The 24,517-nt window shown below is 45.3% G+C and carries 26 protein-coding genes; 6 read left to right on the plus strand and 20 right to left on the minus strand.

Annotated elements, in window-relative coordinates; translation table 11 throughout:
• Positions 1-59 precede the first annotated feature (59 nt).
• The 4 genes from GC096_RS36665 to GC096_RS36680 form a co-directional block, all read right to left on the minus strand.
• Complete coding sequence (locus GC096_RS36665; protein WP_171637956.1) at positions 60-1,193, minus strand: HD-GYP domain-containing protein; 1,134 nt, start codon at positions 1,191-1,193, stop codon at positions 60-62.
• Positions 1,194-1,300: 107 nt separating this feature from the next.
• Entirely contained in the window at positions 1,301-2,113 is an 813-nt protein-coding gene (locus GC096_RS36670; protein WP_171637958.1) for an undecaprenyl-diphosphate phosphatase, read from the minus strand.
• A gap of 47 nt (positions 2,114-2,160) precedes the next feature.
• The gene (locus GC096_RS36675) at positions 2,161-3,627 is read right to left on the minus strand and encodes a bifunctional metallophosphatase/5'-nucleotidase (protein WP_171637960.1); all 1,467 of its coding nucleotides are present in this window, start codon (positions 3,625-3,627) and stop codon (positions 2,161-2,163) included.
• 68 nt (positions 3,628-3,695) lie between these two features.
• Entirely contained in the window at positions 3,696-4,166 is a 471-nt protein-coding gene (locus tag GC096_RS36680; RefSeq protein WP_171637962.1) for a molybdopterin-binding protein, read from the minus strand.
• 124 nt (positions 4,167-4,290) lie between these two features.
• On the opposite strand from GC096_RS36680, the gene GC096_RS36685 reads away from it, so the two are divergent.
• Genes GC096_RS36685 through GC096_RS36695 form a run of 3 tightly spaced genes read left to right on the plus strand, consistent with a single transcriptional unit; the run spans position 4,291 to position 7,177 of the window.
• A complete protein-coding gene (locus tag GC096_RS36685) occupies positions 4,291-4,995 on the plus strand; it encodes a molybdenum cofactor biosynthesis protein (protein ID WP_171637964.1) in 705 nt (234 codons plus the stop codon).
• 57 nt (positions 4,996-5,052) lie between these two features.
• Positions 5,053-6,081 carry a ThiF family adenylyltransferase gene (locus GC096_RS36690; protein WP_171638070.1) on the plus strand — a complete coding sequence of 343 codons (1,029 nt, stop codon included), beginning with the start codon at positions 5,053-5,055 and terminating at the stop codon, positions 6,079-6,081.
• A gap of 46 nt (positions 6,082-6,127) precedes the next feature.
• Complete coding sequence (locus GC096_RS36695) at positions 6,128-7,177, plus strand: HD-GYP domain-containing protein (RefSeq protein WP_171637966.1); 1,050 nt, start codon at positions 6,128-6,130, stop codon at positions 7,175-7,177.
• Between the two features lie 13 nt (positions 7,178-7,190).
• On the opposite strand, the gene GC096_RS36700 is transcribed toward GC096_RS36695, so the two are convergent.
• The 6 genes from GC096_RS36700 to GC096_RS36725 form a co-directional block, all read right to left on the minus strand.
• Positions 7,191-7,580 carry a DUF350 domain-containing protein gene (locus GC096_RS36700; protein ID WP_171637968.1) on the minus strand — a complete coding sequence of 130 codons (390 nt, stop codon included), beginning with the start codon at positions 7,578-7,580 and terminating at the stop codon, positions 7,191-7,193.
• Entirely contained in the window at positions 7,577-8,227 is a 651-nt protein-coding gene (locus GC096_RS36705; RefSeq protein ID WP_216626370.1) for a hypothetical protein, read from the minus strand. Before GC096_RS36705 ends, GC096_RS36700 begins: the two co-directional genes overlap by 4 nt.
• Positions 8,224-9,420 carry a glutathionylspermidine synthase family protein gene (locus GC096_RS36710; protein WP_171637970.1) on the minus strand — a complete coding sequence of 399 codons (1,197 nt, stop codon included), beginning with the start codon at positions 9,418-9,420 and terminating at the stop codon, positions 8,224-8,226. The genes GC096_RS36705 and GC096_RS36710 overlap by 4 nt, the downstream gene beginning before the upstream one ends.
• Positions 9,421-9,424: 4 nt before the next feature.
• Positions 9,425-10,066: a hypothetical protein gene (locus GC096_RS36715; RefSeq protein ID WP_216626371.1), complete on the minus strand. Its 642-nt coding sequence runs from the start codon at positions 10,064-10,066 to the stop codon at positions 9,425-9,427.
• A complete protein-coding gene (locus GC096_RS36720) occupies positions 10,063-10,284 on the minus strand; it encodes a hypothetical protein (protein WP_171637972.1) in 222 nt (73 codons plus the stop codon). The genes GC096_RS36715 and GC096_RS36720 overlap by 4 nt, the downstream gene beginning before the upstream one ends.
• A 121-nt stretch (positions 10,285-10,405) precedes the next feature.
• Positions 10,406-11,518: a C40 family peptidase gene (locus tag GC096_RS36725; protein WP_171637974.1), complete on the minus strand. Its 1,113-nt coding sequence runs from the start codon at positions 11,516-11,518 to the stop codon at positions 10,406-10,408.
• Positions 11,519-11,696: 178 nt separating this feature from the next.
• Here GC096_RS36725 and GC096_RS36730 point away from each other — a divergent pair, with 178 nt between their 5' ends.
• Entirely contained in the window at positions 11,697-12,128 is a 432-nt protein-coding gene (locus GC096_RS36730) for a PH domain-containing protein (protein WP_216626372.1), read from the plus strand.
• A gap of 54 nt (positions 12,129-12,182) precedes the next feature.
• On the opposite strand, the gene sufB is transcribed toward GC096_RS36730, so the two are convergent.
• The 8 genes from sufB to GC096_RS36770 all read right to left on the minus strand — a co-directional run bounded on the left by sufB (position 12,183) and on the right by GC096_RS36770 (position 19,045).
• Positions 12,183-13,580 (minus strand): Fe-S cluster assembly protein SufB, encoded by a 1,398-nt coding sequence (gene sufB, locus GC096_RS36735; RefSeq protein WP_056624188.1) that lies wholly within the window; start codon positions 13,578-13,580, stop codon positions 12,183-12,185.
• 63 nt (positions 13,581-13,643) lie between these two features.
• The gene (gene sufU / locus GC096_RS36740; protein WP_057310356.1) at positions 13,644-14,078 is read right to left on the minus strand and encodes a Fe-S cluster assembly sulfur transfer protein SufU; all 435 of its coding nucleotides are present in this window, start codon (positions 14,076-14,078) and stop codon (positions 13,644-13,646) included.
• Positions 14,065-15,291 (minus strand): cysteine desulfurase, encoded by a 1,227-nt coding sequence (locus GC096_RS36745; RefSeq protein WP_171637979.1) that lies wholly within the window; start codon positions 15,289-15,291, stop codon positions 14,065-14,067. Before GC096_RS36745 ends, sufU begins: the two co-directional genes overlap by 14 nt.
• Positions 15,288-16,583 carry a Fe-S cluster assembly protein SufD gene (gene sufD, locus GC096_RS36750; protein ID WP_171637981.1) on the minus strand — a complete coding sequence of 432 codons (1,296 nt, stop codon included), beginning with the start codon at positions 16,581-16,583 and terminating at the stop codon, positions 15,288-15,290. Before sufD ends, GC096_RS36745 begins: the two co-directional genes overlap by 4 nt.
• 53 nt (positions 16,584-16,636) lie before the next feature.
• Complete coding sequence (gene sufC / locus GC096_RS36755; RefSeq protein WP_171637983.1) at positions 16,637-17,467, minus strand: Fe-S cluster assembly ATPase SufC; 831 nt, start codon at positions 17,465-17,467, stop codon at positions 16,637-16,639.
• 166 nt (positions 17,468-17,633) lie between these two features.
• Positions 17,634-18,203, minus strand: a complete 570-nt coding sequence (locus GC096_RS36760) for a DUF1802 family protein (protein ID WP_171637985.1) — start codon at positions 18,201-18,203, stop codon at positions 17,634-17,636.
• Positions 18,204-18,328: 125 nt separating this feature from the next.
• Positions 18,329-18,496, minus strand: a complete 168-nt coding sequence (locus GC096_RS36765; protein ID WP_171637988.1) for a hypothetical protein — start codon at positions 18,494-18,496, stop codon at positions 18,329-18,331.
• Positions 18,497-18,586: 90 nt separating this feature from the next.
• Positions 18,587-19,045, minus strand: coding sequence for a Dps family protein (locus tag GC096_RS36770; protein ID WP_171637990.1), 459 nt, complete (start codon positions 19,043-19,045; stop codon positions 18,587-18,589).
• Positions 19,046-19,283: 238 nt separating this feature from the next.
• Between GC096_RS36770 and mtnK the strand changes: the two genes are divergently transcribed.
• Both mtnK and mtnA read left to right on the plus strand, forming a co-directional pair.
• A complete protein-coding gene (gene mtnK / locus GC096_RS36775) occupies positions 19,284-20,504 on the plus strand; it encodes an S-methyl-5-thioribose kinase (RefSeq protein WP_171637992.1) in 1,221 nt (406 codons plus the stop codon).
• Complete coding sequence (mtnA, locus tag GC096_RS36780) at positions 20,501-21,598, plus strand: S-methyl-5-thioribose-1-phosphate isomerase (RefSeq protein ID WP_171637993.1); 1,098 nt, start codon at positions 20,501-20,503, stop codon at positions 21,596-21,598. The genes mtnK and mtnA overlap by 4 nt, the downstream gene beginning before the upstream one ends.
• Before the next feature lie 638 nt (positions 21,599-22,236).
• Here the strand turns inward: mtnA and GC096_RS36785 are convergent.
• Together GC096_RS36785 and GC096_RS36790 are read right to left on the minus strand one after the other, a co-directional pair.
• Positions 22,237-23,205: a helix-turn-helix domain-containing protein gene (locus tag GC096_RS36785; protein WP_171637995.1), complete on the minus strand. Its 969-nt coding sequence runs from the start codon at positions 23,203-23,205 to the stop codon at positions 22,237-22,239.
• A gap of 35 nt (positions 23,206-23,240) precedes the next feature.
• Positions 23,241-24,257: a Gfo/Idh/MocA family protein gene (locus GC096_RS36790; protein ID WP_216626373.1), complete on the minus strand. Its 1,017-nt coding sequence runs from the start codon at positions 24,255-24,257 to the stop codon at positions 23,241-23,243.
• Between the last annotated feature and the right edge of the window lie 260 nt (positions 24,258-24,517).

The raw sequence follows: 24,517 nt of genomic DNA on the forward strand, positions 1-24,517 counted from the left end.
TAATCTACAAAAAGAACCTGGTTTCCCAGGTTCTTTTTCCAATATGTGCTATAACTATCCTATAATATTGTAGGCATACTTGCATCTAATACCGAATCATTTACTTTAATTTCCCCAATTTCGGAAATTAATATCGATAACTTGCTTGAAAGATCGATTTCGTAGGGTTCCTTTAGTACAGTACCTGCCTCATTTTGAAGCACGCGAATAGTCGGTCTGTGCGGAACTGACATGTTCAACTTAGATACGATGCCATACTCGCCGGTATTCAGTCGTACCGTAATTCCAAGTGGGTAGATGGCAATTTTGTCTCGAAACAAAGCAATCTGACTTTGATCATACATCGTACCAGATCCCGCGAATAACTGCTCCATGGCTTCATGTGGCAATAAAGGTCTGCGATACACACGTGTAGTCGTCATGGCATCATAAGAATCGACAAGTCCAATCCATCTGGCGAACTCATTAATTTCGCCCCCTTGAATGCCCCGTGGATATCCACTGCCATTAATCCGTTCATGATGCTGCAAGGCACAATGGGCTGAAAGAAGTGGGATATTAGGCTCATCCTTCAATAAATTGAAGCCATAGGTCGTATGATTTTTCATTTCCTTGAACTCGTCCGGCGTTAGCTGAGAAGGCTTGCGAAGAATGCCTAATGGCACTTTCGTTTTTCCAATATCATGCAATAAAGCACCTAAACCAAGAGTTTCGAGCTTATCACGACTATACCCATAACTGATTCCAAGCATGATCGCATAAATACTCACGTTAACCGAATGCTGAAATAAGTAATTATCTTTCACATTCATATTATTAAGCATGACCATCGCACCTTCATGAGCACTCAGATCATCAATAATCATCTTCATGACATCACGAAAATTACGACCAATATCGTAATAATTCACTGCTCCGCGCTTATTCGAATCTTCCATTACCTTCTTAAACGTATTGCGAATTTCGATCACTGCTTTGCTTCTTGTTTCATCCTGAATGACATCCTCTTGAATAATATCATTCGTTCTAGCATCTTCTATGTAAATATAATCAATTCCATAGCTAAACAAGCGATCAAGGAGTCTCTGTGTAAGCTCAACATTAACGGCCAGAAGGACCATACCATCATCGTTGTATATATTCTTAGCCAGCCTCATCCCAGGTTGACACATGTTGATCGGCATAAACAGCATTTCAGGACCCCCGCATAGGTGAGCATTACGTTCTACTTAAATGTAATAGATTTTAAAGAAAAGTTCAATACAAAAAACCGCATCTTTCGACGCGATTCGCTAGTGTTTTACTTTAAAAACATATAAAGCGCGAAAATTATCGCAATGGCAAAACGATAATATGCAAAGTATGTCAGCTTCATTTTTTGTACAAATTTAATAAAGGATACGACAGCCAGTAAAGCCACTACGAAAGCCACTAAAAATCCTACAACAAAAAAGGCCAAATCGTCGGATGACAATGCTTCATAATTTTTCAAAAAGTAGACCCCTGAAGCCCCGAACATAATCGGTATGGCCATGATAAAGGTGAAATCCGCTGAAGCGGCACGGCTTACACCAGAAAGCATACCACCCGCAATCGTGGAACCCGATCGAGAAAAGCCAGGCCAAATCGAAATGAGCTGCCACAATCCGATAGCAAAAGCTTGGCGATACGTTAAATCATCAAGGACAGTCGTTTTGGGTTGTTCCTTTTTCTTCTCGGCAATGATCAATAGTATACCACCGAGCACGAGTCCAACTAAAACGGTTGTTGTATTGAATAGCTTCTCATCCACAACATCATTAAATAAAACGCCGATCACACCAGCAGGTATGATACCAATTAAAATATGAATTAAATTCAGTTTTTTTCCTGTTTTGCTTTCGCTTTTCCGATTCACAAGTCCAAATAAGGAAAGGATTCGTTTCCAATAAATAATAACTACCGCCATAATAGCACCCAATTGAATCACGAAATCGAACGTCTTCATGACTTCGTCATTTTGTGTGTTTAGCAGGCTCTGTGCCAAAATCATATGCCCTGTCGAGGATACGGGTAAAAACTCAGTCAAGCCCTCAACGATCCCAATAATGATCGCCTCAAAAATTGTATGCATAATTGCCCCCTAAATTCTGATAACTATCAGGAATCTTGCTCCGATTACTATTCTACCTGTTTAGGACTGGGTCTGACAACATCTGAGAATCGACAGTGGTGGCTGTTTGCAATCGCCGCCTCATCTTGCAGTTGATCAGCCAGCACATCACGGATAAATTCCGGCAGCATATAAACGATCTGCTTGCCTCGGCTCAGCGATATATAACCTGAGCCGAACGTAAACATATCGATCGTACCCACGAGGTAGGAACGTTCTGGATCTAACAATTCCTCGCCGACATATACGGCGACGATGCGCTCGTAGGGAGGGCGCGTAGCATCCACTTGGACGGTTATCCCGTCCACACAGAGGACGCCTAGCACCTCCCCCCGGAAGCCGTAGCCGCGTATCGGCTTCTCCATGAACTCGTCAAGCAGCGACTCTTCGAGCGCTTGACGAATATCCGCGCCGCTAAGCTGCATGCGGCAGGGATTGATCGGGCCGGGGCAGATTTCCAGCAGCCGGCCCCGAGTCAAGCCCCCCTCCTTCAGTCCCTGAAGGAGCTGCCCGCTATTGACCAGCCCGATCTCGGCGCTGGTCCAGCGGCGAATACCCGCGGCAAGCAAGTTGCCGAGCGGGGATTCGCCGTACCAATCCAAGCGCAGCGGCTGCCGCAGCTGCGCCACCTCCACCGCCAGCGAGGCGCTGCTGGCGATGCGGTAGTGCTCCAGCAGCGTGATGACGCTGCTGTCTTCTTCGCTCGCGTCCGTCATCGGGACGACGCGGCCGTTCAGCTCTACGATCCGGCGCTGCGCCGGGTCGTAGGCAAGCTCGATGTGGCCGGCATACTGACCGAACTTGCCGGCCGCACCAATATAAGTGCCGCTGATCAGCAGCGGCTCTTCAAGTAAATGATGCGTGTGACCGCCAAGGATGAGATCGATGCCGTCCAGCTCCTCAGCCATCCGTTGATCCGTTCTCAGACCCAAATGCGACATGACGATTAGAATGTCCACCTTGGGGCGTAATAAGCTCACATGGGCGCTTACAGCCTTCATAGGATCACTTACATGCCAACCGAGCAATTCATAGTAAGCTTGATAAGCAGCCGTAACCCCAATCAGACCAATACGAAGACCGGATTTCTCAAGTGTCAGTGAAGGCAGCATCCAATCAGGAGTTTCATTCGTTTTAATTTCTGTAATGTTACTGCCAATAATCGGGAACTGCGCGTGTTCCAGCACAACCGATCGCAGCCAATCCGGCGTGAAGGTTAGCCCTTCATTATTTCCCAGAACCATTGCCTCATAGCCTGTGGCATTCATGATCTCTAAATTAGCGATCGCATTCGTTCCTTCCGTCTCTGGAAACATCCGATCCATATGATCGCCAATATCAAGTGTCAGCACTTGATCCGGCGGCCAGAGTCGACGGACACGATCAAAATAGGCGCTGATCTTAGGCATCTGTTCGAAATGGCTATGTATATCATTCGTATGTAATATGACAAGCCGTTGCAAGGGGGACGTCATCCCGTTCACCTCTCTTCATGGGCAAGTAGATCCTAGCATGTCTTTATATTATGCAAGTATCCGCTTCCTCATTTCTTGAATTTGAGCTCACCCGGGGTAACTTTGTTCTTAAACCCATAAGTTGCTTCTTCACCTAAACCTGAATCGTTCAGAAACCATACCTTAACAATACTTTTTACATTCAGACATTCACTGCTTCCATCAGGTACATATAGTCGAATGGGGTATCCTTTCTTCAGTACTTGTCCCTCTTGTGCATAGAGGAATAGTGCTTGATCCGCTTGCCCCCAAGGTATCAACGCTTGGAACTCATCTACCGCTTCCACCTTCACATGAGTAGGCTCTTCAGCAGTACGATGCTGCCCCTTGCTGTTCCAGTTACGGTACCACGATTTGAGATCAAATGCCTCCCCCTCCACCGACGGAACGCGATCTTGAATGTTCAACCGCAGATCCGAGAGTGCGACCATTTCATCAATGGTAAAGGTTTCTTTGTGCTTATCTAAATCAGACACTTCTATGTGTGAATTGGTTTGCATGCTTAGATCTCCTCCGTTAATTCAAATTCCATGTCCTGCCAAAGGATCACTCCATTATACCATTTTCAGGGCAAAATATGATATGCTGTAAGGGATTCTAACATCTATCGCAAGGAGACACAAATTGAACCTACACATTCAACTCTTCGCAGGTCTTGTAGATCTATTCGGCACAGCGGTTCTAACAATTTCAGTCGATCAAGATTCGATGACCATTGCACAATTGAAAGATAAAATCATCACCGATTATCCTGCTGTCTCTGCGCAGCTTTCCATATGTTTTTTCGCCAAAAATCAAGCTTATGCCGGTGATCAGGAAACGGTTTCCGCCTCCGACGAGCTCGCACTCATCCCACCTGTTTCAGGTGGGCAGCCTTCGCGCTATGAGATCACCGATTCAACGATTGATGTCGTTTCCGTGACCTCTAAGGTGAATCATCCCAACCATGGCGCTTCACTTGCCTTCATCGGTACGACGCGAGAAATGACGTATGGACAGCGAACCGTCCTATTGGAGTATGAGGCTTATGTCCCTATGGCCTTGAAAACGATGGCAAGCATCGGCGAAGAAATCGATGCGAAGTGGCCTGGCACACTGTGTGCCATTACACATCGATTGGGTAAGGTCGCGATTGCTGAGGCCAGTGTCGTGATCGCTGTATCCTCGCCTCACCGCGCTGATTGCTATGACGCTAGTCGATATGCGATTGAGCGTTTGAAACAAATCGTGCCCATTTGGAAAAAAGAAATATGGGAGGATGGGTCCGAATGGAAAGGCAATCAAACAGGACCTTGGAACCCGCTTCAAGCACCGCAAGCTGATAACTGATTTGAACGGAGATGACTTTACTTGGACCCGCATTTACATACAGAAACTGCAACAGAAATTGACCCACGTTATTCGAGACAAATTCTTTTCCCCCCAATTGGCATGGAAGGTCAACGCAAACTTGGCCTTGGTCGTGTTGCTATTGTTGGTATGGGTGCTTTAGGCACCGTTCTTGCCAATCATATGGTGCGAGCAGGCGTTGGATATGTTCGGATCATTGACCGCGATTTTGTTGATAAAAGCAATCTGCAAAGACAAATGCTGTACGATGAAGAGGACGCTGCTGCCACGATTCCCAAATCAATCGCCGCTGCGAAACGTCTTCAGCTCGTTAATTCCAATGTCGTCATTGATCCTCATGTCTGTGATCTTAACGCTACGAATGCCGAACAATTGCTTCATGATGTCGATGTGATTCTCGATGGGACCGATAACTTTGCCGTTCGTTTCCTGCTCAACGATGTCAGCATGAAATTAGGGATACCTTGGATCTATGGCGGTGCTGTAGCTTCGCGAGGCGTCTCTCTGACGATTATCCCTGAACAAACACCTTGTTTGCGCTGCCTCTTCCCACAAGCACCTGCTGCGGGTACCACGGATACTTGTGACACTGCAGGTGTCATAGGAGGAATCATCCATGTTGTAGCTTCTTTTCAAGCCACAGAGGCTCTTAAGTTGCTCGTAGGTGCAACGGATCAGCTCAATCTCAGCATGCAGCAATGGGACTTATGGTTTAATCAGAACTCCGCAATACGGGTCTCGGGAGCTAAGAAGTCGGATTGTCCCGCTTGTGCGCAGAAGCAATACGAGTACTTAGATGCCCATCTTGAAAGTGATACCATTCAATCCTTATGCGGGCGCAACTCGGTTCAAATTCATCCGGTTATTCCCAGCACGCATCCACTGGAATACTGGGAGGAACGACTTCAACCGCTTGGTTTGGTTGAGAAAAATCGTTTTCTTTTAAAATTTCACGCTTCTGAGGATATCCAAATTATTCTATTCCCTGGCGGTCGTGTTCTCATTCAAGGGACAGAGGATTTAATTCAAGCCAAAAGTCTTTACAGTCGGTATATTGGGATGTAGTATTACAATATACCTACCAGATACTAGGACTTGGAGAGGAGCTTCTATGCGTGTACATGTGCTTCAACTGATCGTTGGTGACAAATTAATTTCCGATTCCTACAATGCAGTAGGCCTTCATCTTCTATCCTCGGGCACCGTTCTCGATGCTGGAGACATTTCGATGCTCAATCGCCACAGTGTGGATTATGTTGATATAGCTCCAAGAAGCAGTGAAATCGAGAAAGTCGTAGAGGAAGCGCCAACTAGACAAGCCAATATCTTACAGGTCACCTCTTTTAACAACGCAACTCAGGGTATTAAAGAAATGTTTGAAGCTTTGCAAGACGGTGGATCTCTTCGCAACGACACTGTAGAATCCGCTTTCAATCCACTGATAGACAGCATACAAGAGGAGAAGGATGTAGTTTCCCTACTTCTATCTTTGCATAGTAAAGATGACTATACCCTACAGCATAGCGTTCAAGTTGGGATGCTGTCTTATTATATTGCCAAATGGATGAATAAATCCGAGAAGGATGCTATCGTCATCGGGAAAGCAGGCTATTTGCACGATGTCGGGAAATGTAGAATACATCCAGATATTCTGAATAAGCCAGGTAAGCTGACAAAGGAAGAATTCGAGGAAGTTCAGAAGCATACCATTTATGGGTATGATATCATTCGCAAATCATTAAAGGATGAAACGCTCGCTCTCGTTGCTCTTCAACATCACGAGCGTATAGATGGTACAGGTTATCCTCTACGGAAAAGCGGTACGGACATCCATTCCTTTTCCAGGATTGTCGCGGTCGCAGATGTCTACAGCGCCATGATATCCAGCAGAGTGTATCAACAACGACGTGATCTTTTGCATGTGCTTAAAGAGCTTCATCGCATGAGCTTCGGCGAGCTGGATCCCAAGATCACCCAAGTGTTCATACGCAACATGATTCCTAACTTTATAGGTAAAAAAGTGTCTTTGAGCGACGGACGTGAAGGTACGATCATCATGACGAACCCTACTGATTTCTTCCGACCGCTCATCAACATCGACAATCAGTTCTTGGATTTATCGCAGCTTGCAAATGTAGAAATTAAGACAATTGCGATTTAATACATAAGAAAAGTTAAATAATTAGACTGCTTACCGAAATCGCAATTCCGATATATACCGCAGCAAGAAGGGTGCCTACAGCCACATTTCCTCCCTTTAGCTGGTCTGATAGCTTCATACCTGGGGTTAGCCAATCGAACACCCAATATGAAGCTATTAAGCATGCGTACCCTACTGCAAACCATAAGCTCATATGCCAAATGGAGGCGTTCGTATAGGCAGCAATGCCTAGGATGATGGCCGTAGCTACGAACTTGCCTCCCATGGTAATCCCCACAGCCAGGTTGCCGTTATTTATTTCTTCCATATCCCGATAGGGTGTCATTAAACTAAAGATGTACATCCCTGCAAACTGTAACAAGACAATGACGAATAAACTTATAATAAGATCCACAACGATCACTCTGCCCACCCCCGAAATTTAGCCATCGATTGATCAAAATCTGTATAATCATGTACTTCCTCTAGAACTACGCTTACTTCTTTTTTATCCTTGAACGCTTTGTATCTCTCTTCTGGAATCGGCTGCTTAACCTTCTGCCCAGTTGGCAATTCTACTACCGCAAAGTACCTGAATTGGCTATCCAGCTCTGTTTTATAAACACCGATCAATTTCACATCCGTCTTTATTTCCACTTTCAGCTCTACGAGATCTTTGTCGGCTTCTTCTTTTGTTTTGAAGGACTTGATCGGTTTCCATTGCGACAAAGTAACATCGTTCTTTCCTTGACTGTCCGCTTTCATCGTGGCTTGCATGAAACTCAATACCCAGATACTATCACCAGTCGCAAAATTCTGATCGTTGGACATTCGGTCATTGTTCGGCAACAGCACCATATCACCATCGATGAGATCACCGACCTTAACTTGCTGGACTTGATAATCCCATGGCACGTCACCAGGAGCATAACTGGATGTTGTCGATACGTTGCCTGTTGTTGATTGGCTTAGGACGGATGGTTTCTTATCGAATATCATGCTGAACAGCCATATGATAACGATAATTCCGATAAGTCCTACGGCCAATAGAATAAATCTCCCTTGTTTCAAGGCGCTTTCACTCCAATCGCCACAAATTGACTTGCATTTCCTGTTATGATGCCGCCTGCCCTACCTAGAAGCCCACATGGCGTTCCATTCAATACGAATAGACCCGTTAATAAATGTCCTTGCCCATGCTGGAAAGTTAGCCGCGGCAGGTCTGCCCTTTCTTGATACACACGTTTAAAAAACACACTCGTATCAAAGCCCGCTTCATCCTTAAATTCCAGCTCTCCATTTTCGTTATACAGCTCAACAGAGCCGCCTTCGCGGCCAAACATCGATTTGGACACATAGTTACCTTCAAGAATAGGATGCATATAGGTTGGCAACATGTAAGTCTTGATGATGTCATGTTCCTCTTGCGTAAATAACGCTGATTGCTTTATATGAAGATCCCAGATCAATGCTTGCAAGCCTTTGGATTGTAAAATCACAGCATGCAAGGAATTGAATAAATGAACGAATTGCTCTTCGATTGCATACGACAGCGCTTCTCCCCCGTCGTCAACCCCCATCCACTCCTTCGGATATAAGGCAAACATACGCTGAATGGTCTGATCAGCACCAACCTTGACGACGCCCTCGTCGATCCACAAATCCAAACAGTCCACGCATGTCACTTTTCTTCCGCTATGAGCAACGAGTGCATCTATCGTCCCCGTGTCTTCCGCATGTACACCGTACGCTATACAAGCTGCATAATCTGGTGCCTCGACCTCCCAGGCTGCCTTGAGAAGCTCCTTCATCCTGCCATTCGGTGATTCCAAACCATATTGCTCACAAAGCCATGGAGTCGCGATAGAGGCTTCTACATAACCCGTAGGCGTATCCGCGTTTAATTCTAGTAATTTAATGTTACCTGCCTGATCGACTGTAAAATCAAATCTCGCATAGCGGCTTATGAATCCCTCGCCATTCGGCTCAAGTCGATCCAGCCCATCCCAAAGCACTTCCGGTATCGACAAGTCAGCATAAAGATCCCTTTTGCCGAAAACGTAACGAGCAGCTTTATCAAACACTTGCCAAAGTCCTGCAGCAGTATGAATAAGATCCTGATATACCTCATTTGGCATAACGACAAGCTGATCAATCCAGTACTCTTCGTTCTCCAAATTAGCCCACGTAAATCCAAGCTCAGCTAGTTGCTGTACGCGAGAATTTCTATCTGAGGCTGCTGTCCCGATTACTTCAAATACCATACAATTAACCCCCAGAGCTCGAGCTGGAGGAGGAGCTAAAACCGCTTGATTTACCACCTATGCTGCCTGATGAGGTTGAGGTTGACTTGGAGCCGCTAACTGAGGAACCTGTTGTACCTGATTTGGTGGCCGTTGACGATTTATTCGAATTCGATGTAAAGGTGCCACTACCGCTTGAAGTTGTTGGTGCCTTCGTTGTCGAACGATTCGTAAAAGAGCTTGGTTGATACGTTTTATTGACATAGGGTGTATTGGATCGATAATAATACGAGCGATGATTATTCCCCCAGCTGCTAGATGAATAAGGGCTTACGGTATTGAAAATCAGATGATAAAGCAGCAGATCATCCCATCCAAACCCACCGCCTGACACTTGATTCACAATAATAGGAGTTGTACTCCCGCCTGTTGTGCTAGGTGTTGGCGTAGGTGACGGTGTAGCTACACCTTTATCAGGGGGGACAGGTAATCTCCAATCCACCTGCGGATCGTAATAAGCCTTAACATCCTCATTCGACCATTCCACCAATTTAGAAGAGCCTGTATTGGGACTTGGTGTCTCCGCAGCCTGTGCTGTTCCTAGCAGCATGTGGCCTAACAAAATCAAACTCAGTGAAGTTGATAGTACTTTAAGCGGTCGTTTCACTCCCTGCTCCCTCCCCCTTCTGCCCCGGCTTTCACGAGCAGCAATTCAAACACATGGAGATCCAAATTCAAACGGCCCTCAATCATTTCGTATTCCTTCCCGCCAACAAGAATAAAATTAGCTACATTCAAGGCTTGAATAAGTTGATCATCCCAAGCACGTTCACCAAGTTTGAGCAGTTGCCCCTCGGGCAACTTTTCATAAAGCACGATTGTCATACGGCTAGCCTCCTTCACAAAAAAACTTTCTACACAGTTAAACGCACGAGGGATTCAATTGTTTCAAAATAGACAAAAATAAAAAGCCTATCCATCGGATAGACTTTTCCCATTACTCTTATTAATAGGCTATTCTCTTCGCCTTTAGAAATGTTTTTTTCCAATAAGCTTTATCAATATTGCTGATTTGTACCCCATTCTTCGGCTCGGGGGAGGCATGAAGCATCTTCATGTTTCCAATGTAAATCCCTACATGACCAACGGTTTTGTTCGATTTGAAACGACCTGGCACGTAGAAAAACATCAGATCCCCTTTGCGTAACGACTTGCGAGAAACCAAATTACCTTTAGTACCTTGTTGCCGAGCTACCCGCGGCAGTTTAATATTATATTTCCCATAAATATATTGGGTAAATGTCGAGCAATCAAATCGTCCTGTTTGGGGATATGGGCCCGTACCAAATTTATACTTTACGCCCATATAATTTTCCCCTTTATTAATCAATGCATTAATATCGATATTCTTCAAAACCGGCATAACGTCATTTTGATCATTTGGCGACCATACTTGTAGATCATGCTGGGTCTGAATAGGCATCCCTGCAGGATTTGCACCTGTCCCGTTGCCTTTGAACGGATCTGTAGGATCATCTCCGAAACTCAACTCTGGTGAGTTATCATTCGCACTTGCTGGGTCATCTTCATGTTCGATGATCGCAATGGGCGAAGCATGAATAATGACGTCCCCTTTTCGAACCTCGTACGACATATCATCTTGAAATAAGTCAGCTAAGTCCGAGACAGGTAAATAAGCCGTTCCGCCCTCTTTCACTACCGGTTGGCTTAATTGAATATCCGCCCCATCCTTCATGGCTTTTTTCGAGTTCATGATCAACTCAAAGTTAGCATCATTGTCCCCTAAAATCAGTTTGCCTTCAGAATCTTCCCATTCAGACTGGAATTTAAGTGTTTTGATTAAATCTTGAGCAGAAACATAATTGACGTTCCCAATTTGTTTCATCGGTAGGACTGCATCATTGCTTGCTAGCGCAATGATATCTTTGCCCGCTTGTGACATACTCTTCGTAACCGAATTGCCGGAGCCAGTTAAACCTGTCGGGCTTTGCGACGGAGCTACACTTGGTGGGCTCGCATGATCCTTCCCACAAGCAGTCGAAATCGCCAGCATGACAATCACGCTTCCTATTGCCGGTATCTTTAGCTTATTCCACATGAAATTCTCTCTCCTTATGGGACACATTATTATCCTTTATAGAGTGAGACAAGTGGCATGCAAATATGCAATCCGTTCGTTCAAACGGGCTTGGCGTTTGTTGGAAGTAATGAAATCTGTATGAGGTGTACGTCGTATAAATGTGGAATAGATACATATATTTGTTCAAGGAGGAGTGATGATAGTGGGTATTTTTAGTGGATTACTAGGAAATTTATCCGAAGTTCCTGTTGAGGAGCTTACGAGACAGTATGGTACTTATCTCATGCCAAATGAAGTCATCTCTACAGGGTTTAAACTTGTTCGGGATTCATTCTTAATCACTGACGAGCGCATTATCCTGATTGATCATCAAGGTGTCACTGGCAAGAAAACGAAAGTCTCCACGATTGATCTAGATGCCATCTATGAGGTATCGATGGAATCTGGCGGTACAGGGTTTGATGACAGCGAGCTCATTATTCATTCCATAACCTCACCTTATTACAAAGCGAATAACATTACGACGGCAGCTTATCGTTTTGAATTCAAGAAAAAGTTTAATATCCAATCGTTATATGTGGCCCTCCAATCGGCAGCGACACAGAATCGTAAGCGAATTAACGGATAACATGCGAAAAAGCGTGCCAGAGAAAACTCTCTGGCACGCTTTTTTATTGGGAGATTAACCGATAGACCCTTCCATCTCGAACTTAATGAGACGGTTCATTTCCACGGCATATTCCATCGGAAGTTCTTTGGTGAATGGCTCGATGAAGCCCATAACGATCATTTGCGTCGCTTCTGCTTCTGTAAGACCACGGCTCATGAGGTAGAACAATTGATCCTCAGATACCTTGGATACAGTCGCTTCATGCTCAAGCGTAATGTTATCGTTCAAGATTTCATTGTAAGGAATTGTATCCGAAGTGGATTCGTTATCCAAGATCAACGTATCGCACTTGATGTTAGCTTTGGAACCTTGGGAGTTACGTCCGAAGGAAGCCAAACCACGGTACGTTACTTTACCGCCATGCTTGGAGATCGACTTGGAAACAATCGTCGATGTTGTATCTGGTGCCAAATGTGTCATTTTCGCGCCCGCATCTTGATGTTGTCCTTTGCCTGCAACAGCGATGGAAAGAACCATCCCTTTAGCGCCGCGGCCTTTAAGAACAACTGCTGGGTACTTCATTGTCAGCTTGGAACCGATGTTACCATCAACCCATTCCATTGTAGCTCCTTCTTCTGCAACCGCACGTTTGGTAACGAGGTTGTAGATGTTAGGTGCCCAGTTTTGGATGGTTGTGTAACGAGCACGGGAGTTCTTCAAACAAACGATTTCTACTACAGCGCTATGAAGCGAGTTCGTGCTATAGATTGGAGCTGTACAGCCCTCAACGTAATGTACGAAGCTATCTTCGTCCGTAATAATCAACGTACGCTCGAATTGACCCATGTTCTCGGAGTTAATACGGAAGTAAGCCTGTAGAGGCACTTCACATTTCACGCCTTTTGGTACGTAGATGAAGGATCCACCTGACCAAACTGCGCTGTTCAATGCTGCAAATTTGTTGTCAGCTGGCGGAATGATCGTTCCGAAATATTGTCTGAACAACTCCGGATATTCACGAAGAGCTGTGTCTGTATCTGTGAAGATAACACCTTGATCTTCAAGCTCTTTTTGCATGCTGTGGTAAACAACCTCAGACTCATACTGTGCAGATACTCCAGCAAGGAACTTTTGCTCTGCTTCAGGGATACCAAGCTTGTCGAACGTTTCTTTAATTTCTGTAGGAACTTCTTCCCACGTTTTACCTTGCTTCTCGGATGGACGAACATAGTATTGGATATCATCGAAATCCAAATCATCCATGTTTCCGCCCCAACGCGGCATAGGCATTTTGAAGAATTGCTCAAGGGATTTCAGACGGAATTCCAACATCCATTCTGGTTCGCCTTTAATTCTTGAGATTTCTTCAACGATTTCACGAGTTAAGCCTTTACCGGATTGGAAAATGGATTTGTGCTCATCTCTAAAACCATATTTGTAATCTTCTAAATCTGGCATTTGTTTCGCCATGGTTGATTCCTCCTTAACGTTCTCTTACTTCCTTATCGTTAACCTATTCCACCCGCAAATGCGTTAGTTATCGGTCTTATGAGAATGTTCAATCCCTTTGCGTAGTGCGTTCCACGCAAGAGTTGCGCATTTAATCCTCGCTGGGAATTTATTAACGCCCGACAGGGCCTCAATGTCTTCATATTCAAATTCTACAGATTCGCCCTTCATCAAGCCAGAGAAATCATCAGCCATCTTCAGTGCTTCTTCGATTGTTTTCCCTTTGACAGCATCCGTCATCATGGATGCAGAGGATAAACTAATCGAGCAGCCTTCACCTGTGAATTTCGCCATCTTAACGATCCCCTCTTCAACTTGCATCTGCAGGGAAATTTTATCCCCACAGGTTGGGTTGTTAAGGTCAATCGTAACGGACTCGCCGGACTCAAATTTCCCACGGTTGCGAGGAGTTTTATAGTGATCCATAATTACTCTACGGTATAAATCATCCAATTGCATCGCCGAAGTACTCCTTTGTTTTCAGTAAAGCCGTCACAAGACGGTCTACATCATCTTCCGTATTGTATAGATAAAAGCTTGCACGAGCTGTGCTGCTTTGTTCTAACCATCTCATAAGTGGCTGGCAGCAGTGGTGACCAGCACGAACTGCAATACCCATGGAATCCAATACGGTTGCTACGTCATGAGGATGAACATCCCCAAGGTTGAACGTTACCAGTCCTGCACGATTCGTTGTAGGCCCATATACAGCTAAGTCTGGAATCTGCATCATACGATCCAATGCGTAGTTCGTGAGCTCCACATCATGTTTAAATATGTTATCCATCCCAACTTCGGTTAAGAAGTCGATGGCCGCTCCAAGCCCAACTGCTCCTGCTATCATAGGCGTTCCGCCTTCGAATTTCCACGGAAGTTCCTTCCAAGTCGACTCATACAGATCGACATGATCGATCATTTCTCCGCCAAACTCAACAGGTTCCATGTTATTCAATAAAGACTTCTTCCCATACAATGCCCCGATTCCGGTAGGGCCACACATCTTATGCCCGGACAGAGCATAAAAGTCACAATCCAAATCTTGCACATCCACCTTCATGTGCGGTGTGCTTTGCGCACCATCGACCATGATTTTGGCACCATGCTTGTGGGCAATAGCGGCAATTTCCTTGATCGGGTTGATCACGCCGAGCACATTGGACACATACACAATCGAAACAATCTTGGTACGATCAGTAATAGTGTTCTCTACATCTGCAAGGGATATGGATCCGTCTGGCTGCAGCGGAATATATTTTAAAGTGGCGCCTGATTTCTTAGCAGCTTGCTGCCAAGGGATCAGGTTGCTGTGATGCTCCATCGGTGTAAGGACGATTTCATCGCCCTCACGAAGTACCGATTCAGCAAAGCTAGCTGCCACAATATTGATAGCGGTTGTTGTGCCTCTAGTGAAAATAATTTCCTGCTCACTGGCTGCGCCGATGAACTTAGCCACTTTGGCTCTAGCTCCTTCATACGCATCTGTTGCTCGGGAACCTAGGGTATGAACCCCGCGATGAACGTTCGCATTATCCCACTCGTAGTAATGCTTCAGTGCCTCAATCACCTGAATAGGCTTCTGGGAAGTAGCAGCACTATCCAAGTAAACCAGCGGATGACCGTTCACGTCTTGCTTCAGAATGGGAAAAAGTTCACGTATCTCGGCAGATATCATTGTCCTAGCTTCCTCTCCACTAAGCTTTGCAGCTGTTCTTCAACGCTCTTAACTGGAATTACGGAAACAACTGGTGCCAAGAATCCGTAAATGATTAAACGTTGAGCTTCTTCTTTGGTAATCCCACGGGACATTAGGTAGTGAACTTGTTCTGCATTCACTTGCCCAACACTTGCAGCATGACCTGCTTTAACATCATCTTCGTCAATTAGAAGAATCGGGTTCGCGTCTCCGCGAGCTTTCGGGCTAAGCATCAGGACTTTCTCGGTTTGTTGACCGTTACAGCCTTGTGCGCCTTTTTCGATCTTCGTGATTCCGTTGATAATCGCTGTAGAACTATCGCGCATAACTGCACGTGTAATCATATCGCTTGTAGACGCTTTGCCCCAATGAACAGCGCGAGTCGTCAAGTTTAATTTCTGTTCGTGCGTACCCACACAGATTACTTTCGCATCGGAGTCGGAGCCTTTCCCTTTGAGAATAGATGTCGTATCGGACATCGAATTCCCATAGTTCAACTCACCAACAACCCAACCAATACGGGAGTCATCTTCAAGAATCGCACGACGATACGTGAGATCCGTTACGGATGCTTCCAAGCTGTGAATGGAGGAATAACTAACACGTGCACCTGGTTTTGCAAACACTTCAACGATCCCGTTCTGTACAAGATCTGCGCCGCCAACGGAAGACACGAAGTTGTCTACATACGTAACGGAACTGAATTGTTCAGCAACGATGAGAACGTGTGGTGCAAACGTAGCTTCTGCATCATCTGCAACAAACAATGCTTGAAGTGGGATATCTACAACAACGTTTTTGGGCACGTAGATGAAAATACCGCCATTCCACAATGCTGCATGCAAAGCTGTAAGTTGATTTTCATTCGCTTGAACAGCCTTCATGAAGTATGGCTTAACCAAATCTCCATGCTCACGAACAGCCGTTTCAAGATCTGTGAAAATAACGCCTTGCTGTTTCAAAGCTTCGGAAACTTGATTGTACACGATACCGGAGTTGCGTTGCACAATGAGGTTTTCGTTATTCGTTAAGCCTTTGGTCACTTCTGGCAATTCATCCAGTGAACTCAAAGCTGCTTGCGATTTATAGGAACCGTAGGCGGAAATGCTCCAACGGTCGATTCTTGTTTTTTCTAGTATAGGTAATTCCAACGAATTCGCTAATGCTACCCCTTCAGTACGAAGGGCTGTCATCCACTCCGGCTCTTGCTTGCTGCGGGAGAGCTCAGTAACAGCATTAGTATCGATGGAAAGTGTTGTTTTAGTGCTCATGATTTCCTCCATTTATAAGTATCTTTGACCCTAAGATCAAAGTCTCTCATCTCCTAGTACTTCGGCCCTGGTGTGTTCATTGGAACTTTGAATTCTTCCTCGTCTTGACCAACAGTCTCATCTACGATGCCAAGTTCTTCTTTGATCCAATCGTAACCTTCCGCTTCCAAACGCTCAGCGAGCTCAGGGCCACCGGATTTCACGATGCGACCTTGCATCATAACATGTACAAAATCAGGTTTAACGTAGTTCAACAAACGTTGGTAATGCGTAATGATTAAGAATCCACGCTCTTCACTGCGCATCGCATTAACACCTTCAGCAACAATACGCAAAGCATCGATATCTAGACCGGAGTCGATTTCATCAAGGATAACGAATTTAGGCTCAAGCAAAAGCATTTGAAGAATTTCATTACGCTTTTTCTCACCGCCGGAGAAACCTTCGTTCAAGTAACGGTGCATGAACTCAGGGTTCATTTCCAGTTGCTTCATTTTCGCTTCCATTTGACGAATAAATTTGATCAAAGAAATTTCGTTACCTTCACCGCGGCGAACATTCATTGCACTGCGCAAGAAGTCAGCATTCGTTACACCAGTGATTTCACTTGGGTATTGCATAGCCAAGAACAAGCCAGCGCGAGCTCTCTCGTCAACAGCCATTTCAAGAACATCTTCGCCATCTAATGTAACAGAGCCCTCTGTTACTTCATATTTCGGGTGACCCATTAACGCGGATGCCAATGTACTTTTACCAGTACCGTTCGGCCCCATGATCGCGTGAATTTCGCCGCCTTTGATTTCTAGGCTAAGACCTTTCAAAATTTCCTTTCCTTCGATGGTCGCTTTCAGACCCTCTATTGTAAATGTTGATGAATTTGCCATTTTCTTTAAGCCTCCATAATGTTTGAGTGTACTAGATAGATGACAATCACATGTAATGATTATCACTGATTCTCATTAGAATAATTCTATTATAACTTACTGTAACAAATCAAGAAAGGGCAATTCCATGAAAAAGGCGAGCGTTTTGTGAAATGCTACGTGAATTTTACGCCAAAGTACGTTTTATTTCAGCAACTTGTGCGGTAAATTCTTCCTCATTCAACACGGGGGTCATGCCGGAATCATCCGGTACCAATGCCTGCAGTTGTATCCATGATTTGCAGCCAATATAGGCCTGTTCGATCTCAATTTGGATCGGTTGGTTCAGCGTATAGACCCTTAAAATCATTATATGCAGCGGGTTTTTACGTTTCCACTTCAATCGCTCTTCTGTGAAATTTTCTGTCCAAATATGAAAAGGGAATAGCTGATTCAGCTTTTCTTGGTCGCTGACTTCGATATCTTCCACCATTCGAGCAAAAGAATTGATTGTTACGTGTGTATCCTGCGCGCTCCAGCTGACCAACGTTTCATCGATAATCCCGCGATACTGCTCTTTCAGTAGTTCTTTTCTTTGATGCTCGTATGTTGGATAGAGAAAGAAATCATTCGATTCTACCTGGAAATCTCTTGTTTCTTCGACAATACCTCCTTTGCGCATAATAAAAATTTGCGAGCCAGCTTCTAACGCTTTTACCGCAGAGGCCCACTCCTTCAATGCTTTCCCATTCCCCATCTCGCCAACCCCTCGTTCTCCTCTTTAATCTATCTATTATAAATAAACTTTGTAAGCAAAACAAATGAAGATTGACATTTTTCAGGAAAAATAAAAAGGAACAGCCTAAAAAATCGGCCATTCCTTTATTTCTCTGATTCTTTCTCATACGTAACCTGCATTCGGGTAAACTGATCTAGATTATGTTTCATTGGATTCGGATCATGGGCGCTGTCGGGAACGTCTGCCTGATACGCAAGGAGTAGGAACATGGTGCCCACAGCAATGGCGAATATGACATTCAGAATTTTCATCCATTTCACATCCTTTGAAATCTTCTGTCTCTAGGATAATGGAATTTCATAACGTGAATGTTTGTTCGAATTAAAGATTGTGTAAATTTCTCATCCAAGGAATGATTGCAGCATCCAGCGATGCTTTTCCAAAGAAGTTTGGATCGCCAAAAGCATATCTGATGTGGTATCGTCACTCACTTCCTCACAGATCTGCATGCCCGCCTTCAACTCTTGCGTAAGAATCGTGAAATCTTCTATAATCGCTTCAACCATTTTCGTAGCTGTTTCCGTTCCGGATGCTTCCTTTAGCGAAGAAATCTCTAAGTAAGCTTTCATCGTAGCGGCAGGTTGACCGCCAATCGCCAATAATCGCTCAGCCAACTCATCCACATGCAACGCAGCCTCATTGTAGAGTTCTTCAAATTTTACATGAAGCGTAAAAAATTGATTCCCTTTTACATACCAATGAAAATTATGAAGCTTAACGAACAGTAAATTCCAGTTAGAAATTTGCTTATTAAGAACAGTTTGAATGGATTGCGTTGAAACTAATGTTGCGCTCGTCATTTAAATCCTCCTTCTTTTTGCCTAAAAATCGTCCTTGTACACGCTAATTTACGTTAATCACGCGGATTTTATGTAAAATAAACGACATTTCTGAAAAGTGTATTTCATGCGGAAACAATTTGTCTTATACTAGGTAAAGACAATTAATACTCAGTAAATTAGTTGGAATTAATTCCAATCACTTTAGAGGATGCTTACGAAGTCAGTTTTCTGACGAAAACATTTAGGAGGTTCATTCATGTCCACTTATCATCCGTTATCGGAAGCGCAAGCCATCGAATACGCACGCCGTATTCCGCAATTATTTCAACCAGGTTCTGACCTGGCCAGCCAAGAAATCGGGGATGGGAATTTAAACCTCGTATTTCGTATAACAGAGGCTGCTACAGGAAAAAGTATTATTTTGAAACAAGCTCTTCCTTATGCCAAAGTTGTAGGGGAATCTTGGCCTCTGACGCTTGATCGTGCGCGTATTGAAAGCGAGGCATTGATCATTGAAGAAGGGCTCGTGCCAGAACTTGTCCCGCATGTGTACGCCTATGATGCAGACCTAGCGCTAACAGTAATGGAGGATTTGAGCGATCACGTAATCATGCGCAGAGGGTTGATTGAAGGCAACCAATACCCGCTTTTTGCTGAACATATCGGGCGTTTTCTAGCTCATACATTGTTCTTTACATCCGACTTAGGAAAAAATCAACAAGAAAAAAAGATTCAGTTAGGACGCTTCATCAATCCTGAACTTTGCAAGATCACGGAAGATTTGATCTTCGATGATCCGTATCGAGATGCGGAAACGAACAATATTGAAGCGACTATCCGTGATGCAGCGGAACAACTTTGGGCAGACAAAGAGCTTCTCTTAGAAGTTGCGATTCTGCGCAACAAGTTCCTCACCCAAGCTCAAGCCCTCCTTCATGGCGATTTGCACACAGGCAGTATTTTCATCAAACCCGATTCTACGAAAGTAATTGACCCTGAATTTGCCTACTATGGTCCGATGGGCTTCGATATTGGTGCTGTTCTAGCCAATCTTCTACTTAACTTTGCTGCGCAAGAAGGTTGGAGTAAGGATGAAGAAAGCCGTTCCGCTTACCGTGCTTATTTAACACAAACCATCAAGGATGTATGGACGAACTTTGAAGAAAACTTCCGCGCCCTATGGAATGAAAACGGCGTTGACCGTGTATTTACCGCTCCGGGTTTCCAAGATTATTACATGACAAACTTACTTCGTGATACGGTTGGATTCGCAGGAGCCAAAATGGTCCGCCGCGTAGTGGGTCTTGCCCACGTCGCCGATATTGATAAAATTGAGGATGTTGCAGCGAGAGAACGCGCTCAGCGCATGGCCTTAACGATCGGCACTGCCAGCATTCGAGCTAACCGTCAGGTAACGACGATTGATGAACTAATAGCAATCGCAACACGAGCAGCAGAAAGAGGTTTTGTACTATGACGACTACGAATGATGTAAATGGAAGCAACGTAATTGCTGAAAATCAAGTGCAAGGTGCCCTGCAATCCTTGCGCTGGAATGGCCAGCAGCTAGATTTGTTGGATCAACGACTGCTGCCAGAGGAGATTGTTTATTTGCCGCTGGAGACACCAATTGAGGTGTGGGAAGCGATTCGGCATTTGAAGGTTCGCGGCGCACCTGCGATCGGGATCGCCGCCGCGTATGGGGTATATCTCGGCATCCGCGGTGTGGATGCTGCAGTTGATGGGCTTCTGGAAGAAGTCCAGAAGCAGGCGGATTACCTGGCGACGTCACGTCCGACAGCGGTGAATTTGTTCTGGGCGCTCGATCGCATGCGTGCGAGAGCGGGAGCTTTGGCATCCGAGGGCGTGAGCCCGGATGCGTTCAAGGCTGCGCTTCTAACAGAAGCGCAAGTGATTCAGGCGGAGGACGAAGAAACCAACCGCCGTATTGGCGAACATGCGCTCACGTTGTTCGAGGATGGGTTCGGCGTGCTGACGCACTGCAACGCCGGCGGTTTGGCTACCGCCAAGTACGGCACGGCGCTAGCGCCGTTCTACTTGGCGAAGGAACAAGGGCTGAACATCAAAGTGTTCGCCGATGAAACACGGCCCGTGCTGCAAGGCGCGCGGCTCACGGCTTTTGAATTGCAGCAGGCAGGCGTAGACGTCACGCTGATCTGTGACAACATGGCCGGCGCGGTCATGGCGAAGGGCTGGATTCAAGCGGTCATCGTCGGAACGGATCGTGTTGCGGCGAACGGCGATGTAGCCAACAAAATCGGCACCTACAGCGTAGCTGTGTTGGCGAAGGCGCATGGCATCCCGTTCTATGTGGCAAGTCCATTGTCGACGATCGACTTGAACACGCCAACTGGCGGCGATATCCCGATCGAGGAGCGCCATGAGGACGAGATCACGCAAGGATTTGGCAAACGCACAGCACCTGTTGGTGTGAAAGTGTTCAATCCGGCGTTCGATGTGACGCCAAACGAGTATGTAACCGCGATTATCACGGAAAAAGGTATCGTTCAGGCACCTTATGGTGAAAACCTGCGTAAGCTTTTCGAATAGATCCTCGTTGGATGCACTTTAGATGGAAAAAGTCCATTTAAATTCATCAACTTCAGCTTAGATATAAGTTTAGATGGAAAAACTCCAGTTAAATTCCGGCTATCTGCTTCTTTTGCGGAGAAAGCCGGAAAATAGCTGGAGTTTTTCCAGTTATTTGGCTTAAAGTGCGAAATCGGAGCGAAATAGCTGTATGTTTTCCAGTTAGTAGGGTAGTAGCGTGCGGCGGCTAGTTGGTGGGTTGCGGAGGCTGATTTGTGTGGGGCTTAGAGTAGTTAGGGGTTCGATGTGATTAAGGTGCTGGATGTTTATTTGCTGATGTGCTAACTGCTGCTTTGTGTGGTGGTTGGAGTAGCTAGGCGTTCGATGTGATTGAGATGCTGGGTGCTTATTTGCTGATGTGCTAACTGCTGATTTGTGGGGGTTGGAGTAGCTAGGGGTTCGATTTGATTGTGGTGCTGGATGCTTATTTGCTGATGTGCTAACTGCTGATTTGAGGTTGTTGAAGTATCTAGGGGTTCAACGTAATTGAGGTGCTGGATGCAAACTAGCTTACTAATGTGCAGGAGTGCATGACTAAATTACCAAAAAGAGCTGTCCAGAAGTAGATTCTCTACTTTACGGACAGCTCTTATTTGGGTTTACATCGTGCTCACGTGTTGAAGCACTGTATTTTCGCGGTAGGCATTAGGCGTTGTGCCGTGCGCCTTCTTGAACACGTAGTGCAAGTAATTGCTGGACGTGAAGCCGCTGCGCTCGGCAATTTTCTCAAGCGTCAGTGTCGTCTGCTGCAGCTCGCTGCATACGAATTTGAGGCGAATTTGCTCCAAGTATTCGCTGAAGGAAACATTGGCCTTCTCCTTGAAAATCCGTTGAAGCTGCCTAGAACTGATCTGCACGCGTTCTGCAACTCCTTCCAAGGTCAGAGGACGACGGAAGTTGTCTGTAATGAATTGAACCGCCATCTGATAGCGATAGTTCTTCATATCACGGGCTGGCAGATTAACGCCCTGCTGTTCCGGTTTATATGCACTAACGGTTCTTAACAGCATTTGAATGATGGATTGTTTAATAATCGTGTACTGACCTAACTGGTTGTTTCGCCATGCTTCATAAGCGACGAGGAAGCATTTCATCGCTTCATGGCGATCCACTGCTGGCGTATGCGGCAGCTCACTAAGCTGTCCGATGCACGCTTCAGCTTCTGCCATTTCCCATTCCTCTCCCCAACCAGAGGAGGACATCGCGGAGGTTCCTGCTTCTTCCAGATCCGATAGTTTCACAATATCCACGTGGAGACATAATTCGCCCATCGCTTCATGCTCATCCGCTTCTTGCCGATGAATGACACCAGGTGCCGTGACGTAGAGCAGTCCTTCTTGGAGTGGATGTGTAATCCCATCTAGAATTACTCTCCCTTTGCCGTAAGGTATATAGTGAATCTCGTATTCGGAATGCTGATGATAATTTACGATGGCTCCAGCTGGAAAGGAAGTCAGATGACAACGCAATACTCGAATTCCGTAAGCTCCCCAACGGAAGCTTAATTCCAGGCGATCTAACGCCATCGGATTTTCTAGCATAGGTTCGAAGTAAAAGGGTTGACTCATAGGGGAAACACCACTTCCTTTCCAGATGGTGAGGATTAGTTTGCTAGAGAATCCAAGCGAACTTGGCTTTTGCTAGCCACGGATAGATTAGAAGCTTCCATTAGCTTCGTTAAGTCTACAGCCAATCCGATATTTTCGGTGGCTTTGGTACCATTTTGAATATGTGCTACCCATTGATCAAACGCTGTTGGCTTTTCCTCCGGAATAGATTCGTAAGCCACCCATTGTCCAGTCGCTTCTTCCAGCTTGTTCGTGCGCAGCATGACACGGCCATCTTGCTCTGAGTATAATACACTGCCTGCCGTGCCATGTACTTCAATAACGAAAGGCGAGAAAGCATTCACAAAGCCTGCTTCAACGATTCCCAACGCACCATTCTCATATTGGAGCAACGATACGGCATTATCTTCAACTTCTCTTCCCGTCACATAGCCATAAGAAGCGCTTACAGCGACCGGTAGACCTAGCAATAGACGATTGAGATACATCGGATGACAGCCAAGATCGATGAGTGCTCCGCCACCACATTGCTCGGCATTATAGAAATGCTGCGGAAGCCAGCCATTCGGATTCGCTGTAGTCGAAATTCCGCCATTATGAGAGAGTCGTGTACGCACAAGCGTGATTTGACCTAATAACTCTTTAGCAACGATATCTTGAATAGCAAGTGTCGATGGTGAATTCAAACGCGGTAAGGAGACCGTCAAGGTCACGCCTGCTTCCTCAACTGCTTCGAGGATCTCGTTCACTTCGTGAAGCGTAGGAGCAATGACTTTCTCTGTAAAAATATGTTTACCTGCCCGTGCAGCAGCGATGATGACATCTCGGTGAAGGTTGGTTGGAGTATCTACAACAACGGCTTCGATTTCTGGGTTGGCCAGTAACTCTTCAAGACTTGCATAGAAGGCCACACCTCGTGTTTCAGCTTCTTGCTGTCCTCTTTCTGCAATCTCGTCCCAAATCGCAACGATCTCTGTATCCGGGTGCTCGTTTACCTGTTTCGCATAATCCTTTGCATGTACATGCCAGAAACTCAACATTGCTACTTTCATCCTAAATGACCTCCAAATAAGTGACTTGGGTTCATTGTATCACGGGCATTAAAGCGGATAAATTTCGAATTCGTGACAGATGAAGGTGCAATATTACGACACACATAATTTTATTACCTTACACGAAGATTAGGATAGAATCTCTAATACGTCAAGTTTTTTTAATGAAAAAAACTTCTATCGAAGTCCTTCAAGGATGAGCGACCGCGTTTCAAAGGTTGTTTTTATCGCCAATAAGAATTTGTTTTTCCATGTACCGG

Origin of the sequence: Paenibacillus plantarum (assembly GCF_013141695.1) — a bacterium.
Lineage (GTDB): Bacteria > Bacillota > Bacilli > Paenibacillales > NBRC-103111 > Paenibacillus_E > Paenibacillus_E plantarum.

What these genes read in the sequence shown, in the direction of transcription:
- GC096_RS36665 (WP_171637956.1), bottom strand. Translation starts at nt 1,193, where the DNA reads ATGCTGTTTATGCCGATCAACATGTGTCAACCTGGGATGAGGCTGGCT.
- GC096_RS36670 (WP_171637958.1), bottom strand. Translation starts at nt 2,113, where the DNA reads ATGCATACAATTTTTGAGGCGATCATTATTGGGATCGTTGAGGGCTTG.
- GC096_RS36675 (WP_171637960.1), bottom strand. Translation starts at nt 3,627, where the DNA reads ATGACGTCCCCCTTGCAACGGCTTGTCATATTACATACGAATGATATA.
- GC096_RS36680 (WP_171637962.1), bottom strand. Translation starts at nt 4,166, where the DNA reads ATGCAAACCAATTCACACATAGAAGTGTCTGATTTAGATAAGCACAAA.
- GC096_RS36695 (WP_171637966.1), top strand. Translation starts at nt 6,128, where the DNA reads ATGCGTGTACATGTGCTTCAACTGATCGTTGGTGACAAATTAATTTCC.
- GC096_RS36710 (WP_171637970.1), bottom strand. Translation starts at nt 9,420, where the DNA reads ATGGTATTTGAAGTAATCGGGACAGCAGCCTCAGATAGAAATTCTCGC.
- GC096_RS36720 (WP_171637972.1), bottom strand. Translation starts at nt 10,284, where the DNA reads ATGACAATCGTGCTTTATGAAAAGTTGCCCGAGGGGCAACTGCTCAAA.
- GC096_RS36725 (WP_171637974.1), bottom strand. Translation starts at nt 11,518, where the DNA reads ATGTGGAATAAGCTAAAGATACCGGCAATAGGAAGCGTGATTGTCATG.
- GC096_RS36730 (WP_216626372.1), top strand. Translation starts at nt 11,697, where the DNA reads ATGATAGTGGGTATTTTTAGTGGATTACTAGGAAATTTATCCGAAGTT.
- sufB (WP_056624188.1), bottom strand. Translation starts at nt 13,580, where the DNA reads ATGGCGAAACAAATGCCAGATTTAGAAGATTACAAATATGGTTTTAGA.
- sufU (WP_057310356.1), bottom strand. Translation starts at nt 14,078, where the DNA reads ATGCAATTGGATGATTTATACCGTAGAGTAATTATGGATCACTATAAA.
- GC096_RS36745 (WP_171637979.1), bottom strand. Translation starts at nt 15,291, where the DNA reads ATGATATCTGCCGAGATACGTGAACTTTTTCCCATTCTGAAGCAAGAC.
- sufD (WP_171637981.1), bottom strand. Translation starts at nt 16,583, where the DNA reads ATGAGCACTAAAACAACACTTTCCATCGATACTAATGCTGTTACTGAG.
- sufC (WP_171637983.1), bottom strand. Translation starts at nt 17,467, where the DNA reads ATGGCAAATTCATCAACATTTACAATAGAGGGTCTGAAAGCGACCATC.
- GC096_RS36760 (WP_171637985.1), bottom strand. Translation starts at nt 18,203, where the DNA reads ATGGGGAATGGGAAAGCATTGAAGGAGTGGGCCTCTGCGGTAAAAGCG.
- GC096_RS36765 (WP_171637988.1), bottom strand. Translation starts at nt 18,496, where the DNA reads ATGAAAATTCTGAATGTCATATTCGCCATTGCTGTGGGCACCATGTTC.
- GC096_RS36770 (WP_171637990.1), bottom strand. Translation starts at nt 19,045, where the DNA reads ATGACGAGCGCAACATTAGTTTCAACGCAATCCATTCAAACTGTTCTT.
- mtnK (WP_171637992.1), top strand. Translation starts at nt 19,284, where the DNA reads ATGTCCACTTATCATCCGTTATCGGAAGCGCAAGCCATCGAATACGCA.
- mtnA (WP_171637993.1), top strand. Translation starts at nt 20,501, where the DNA reads ATGACGACTACGAATGATGTAAATGGAAGCAACGTAATTGCTGAAAAT.
- GC096_RS36785 (WP_171637995.1), bottom strand. Translation starts at nt 23,205, where the DNA reads ATGAGTCAACCCTTTTACTTCGAACCTATGCTAGAAAATCCGATGGCG.
- GC096_RS36790 (WP_216626373.1), bottom strand. Translation starts at nt 24,257, where the DNA reads ATGAAAGTAGCAATGTTGAGTTTCTGGCATGTACATGCAAAGGATTAT.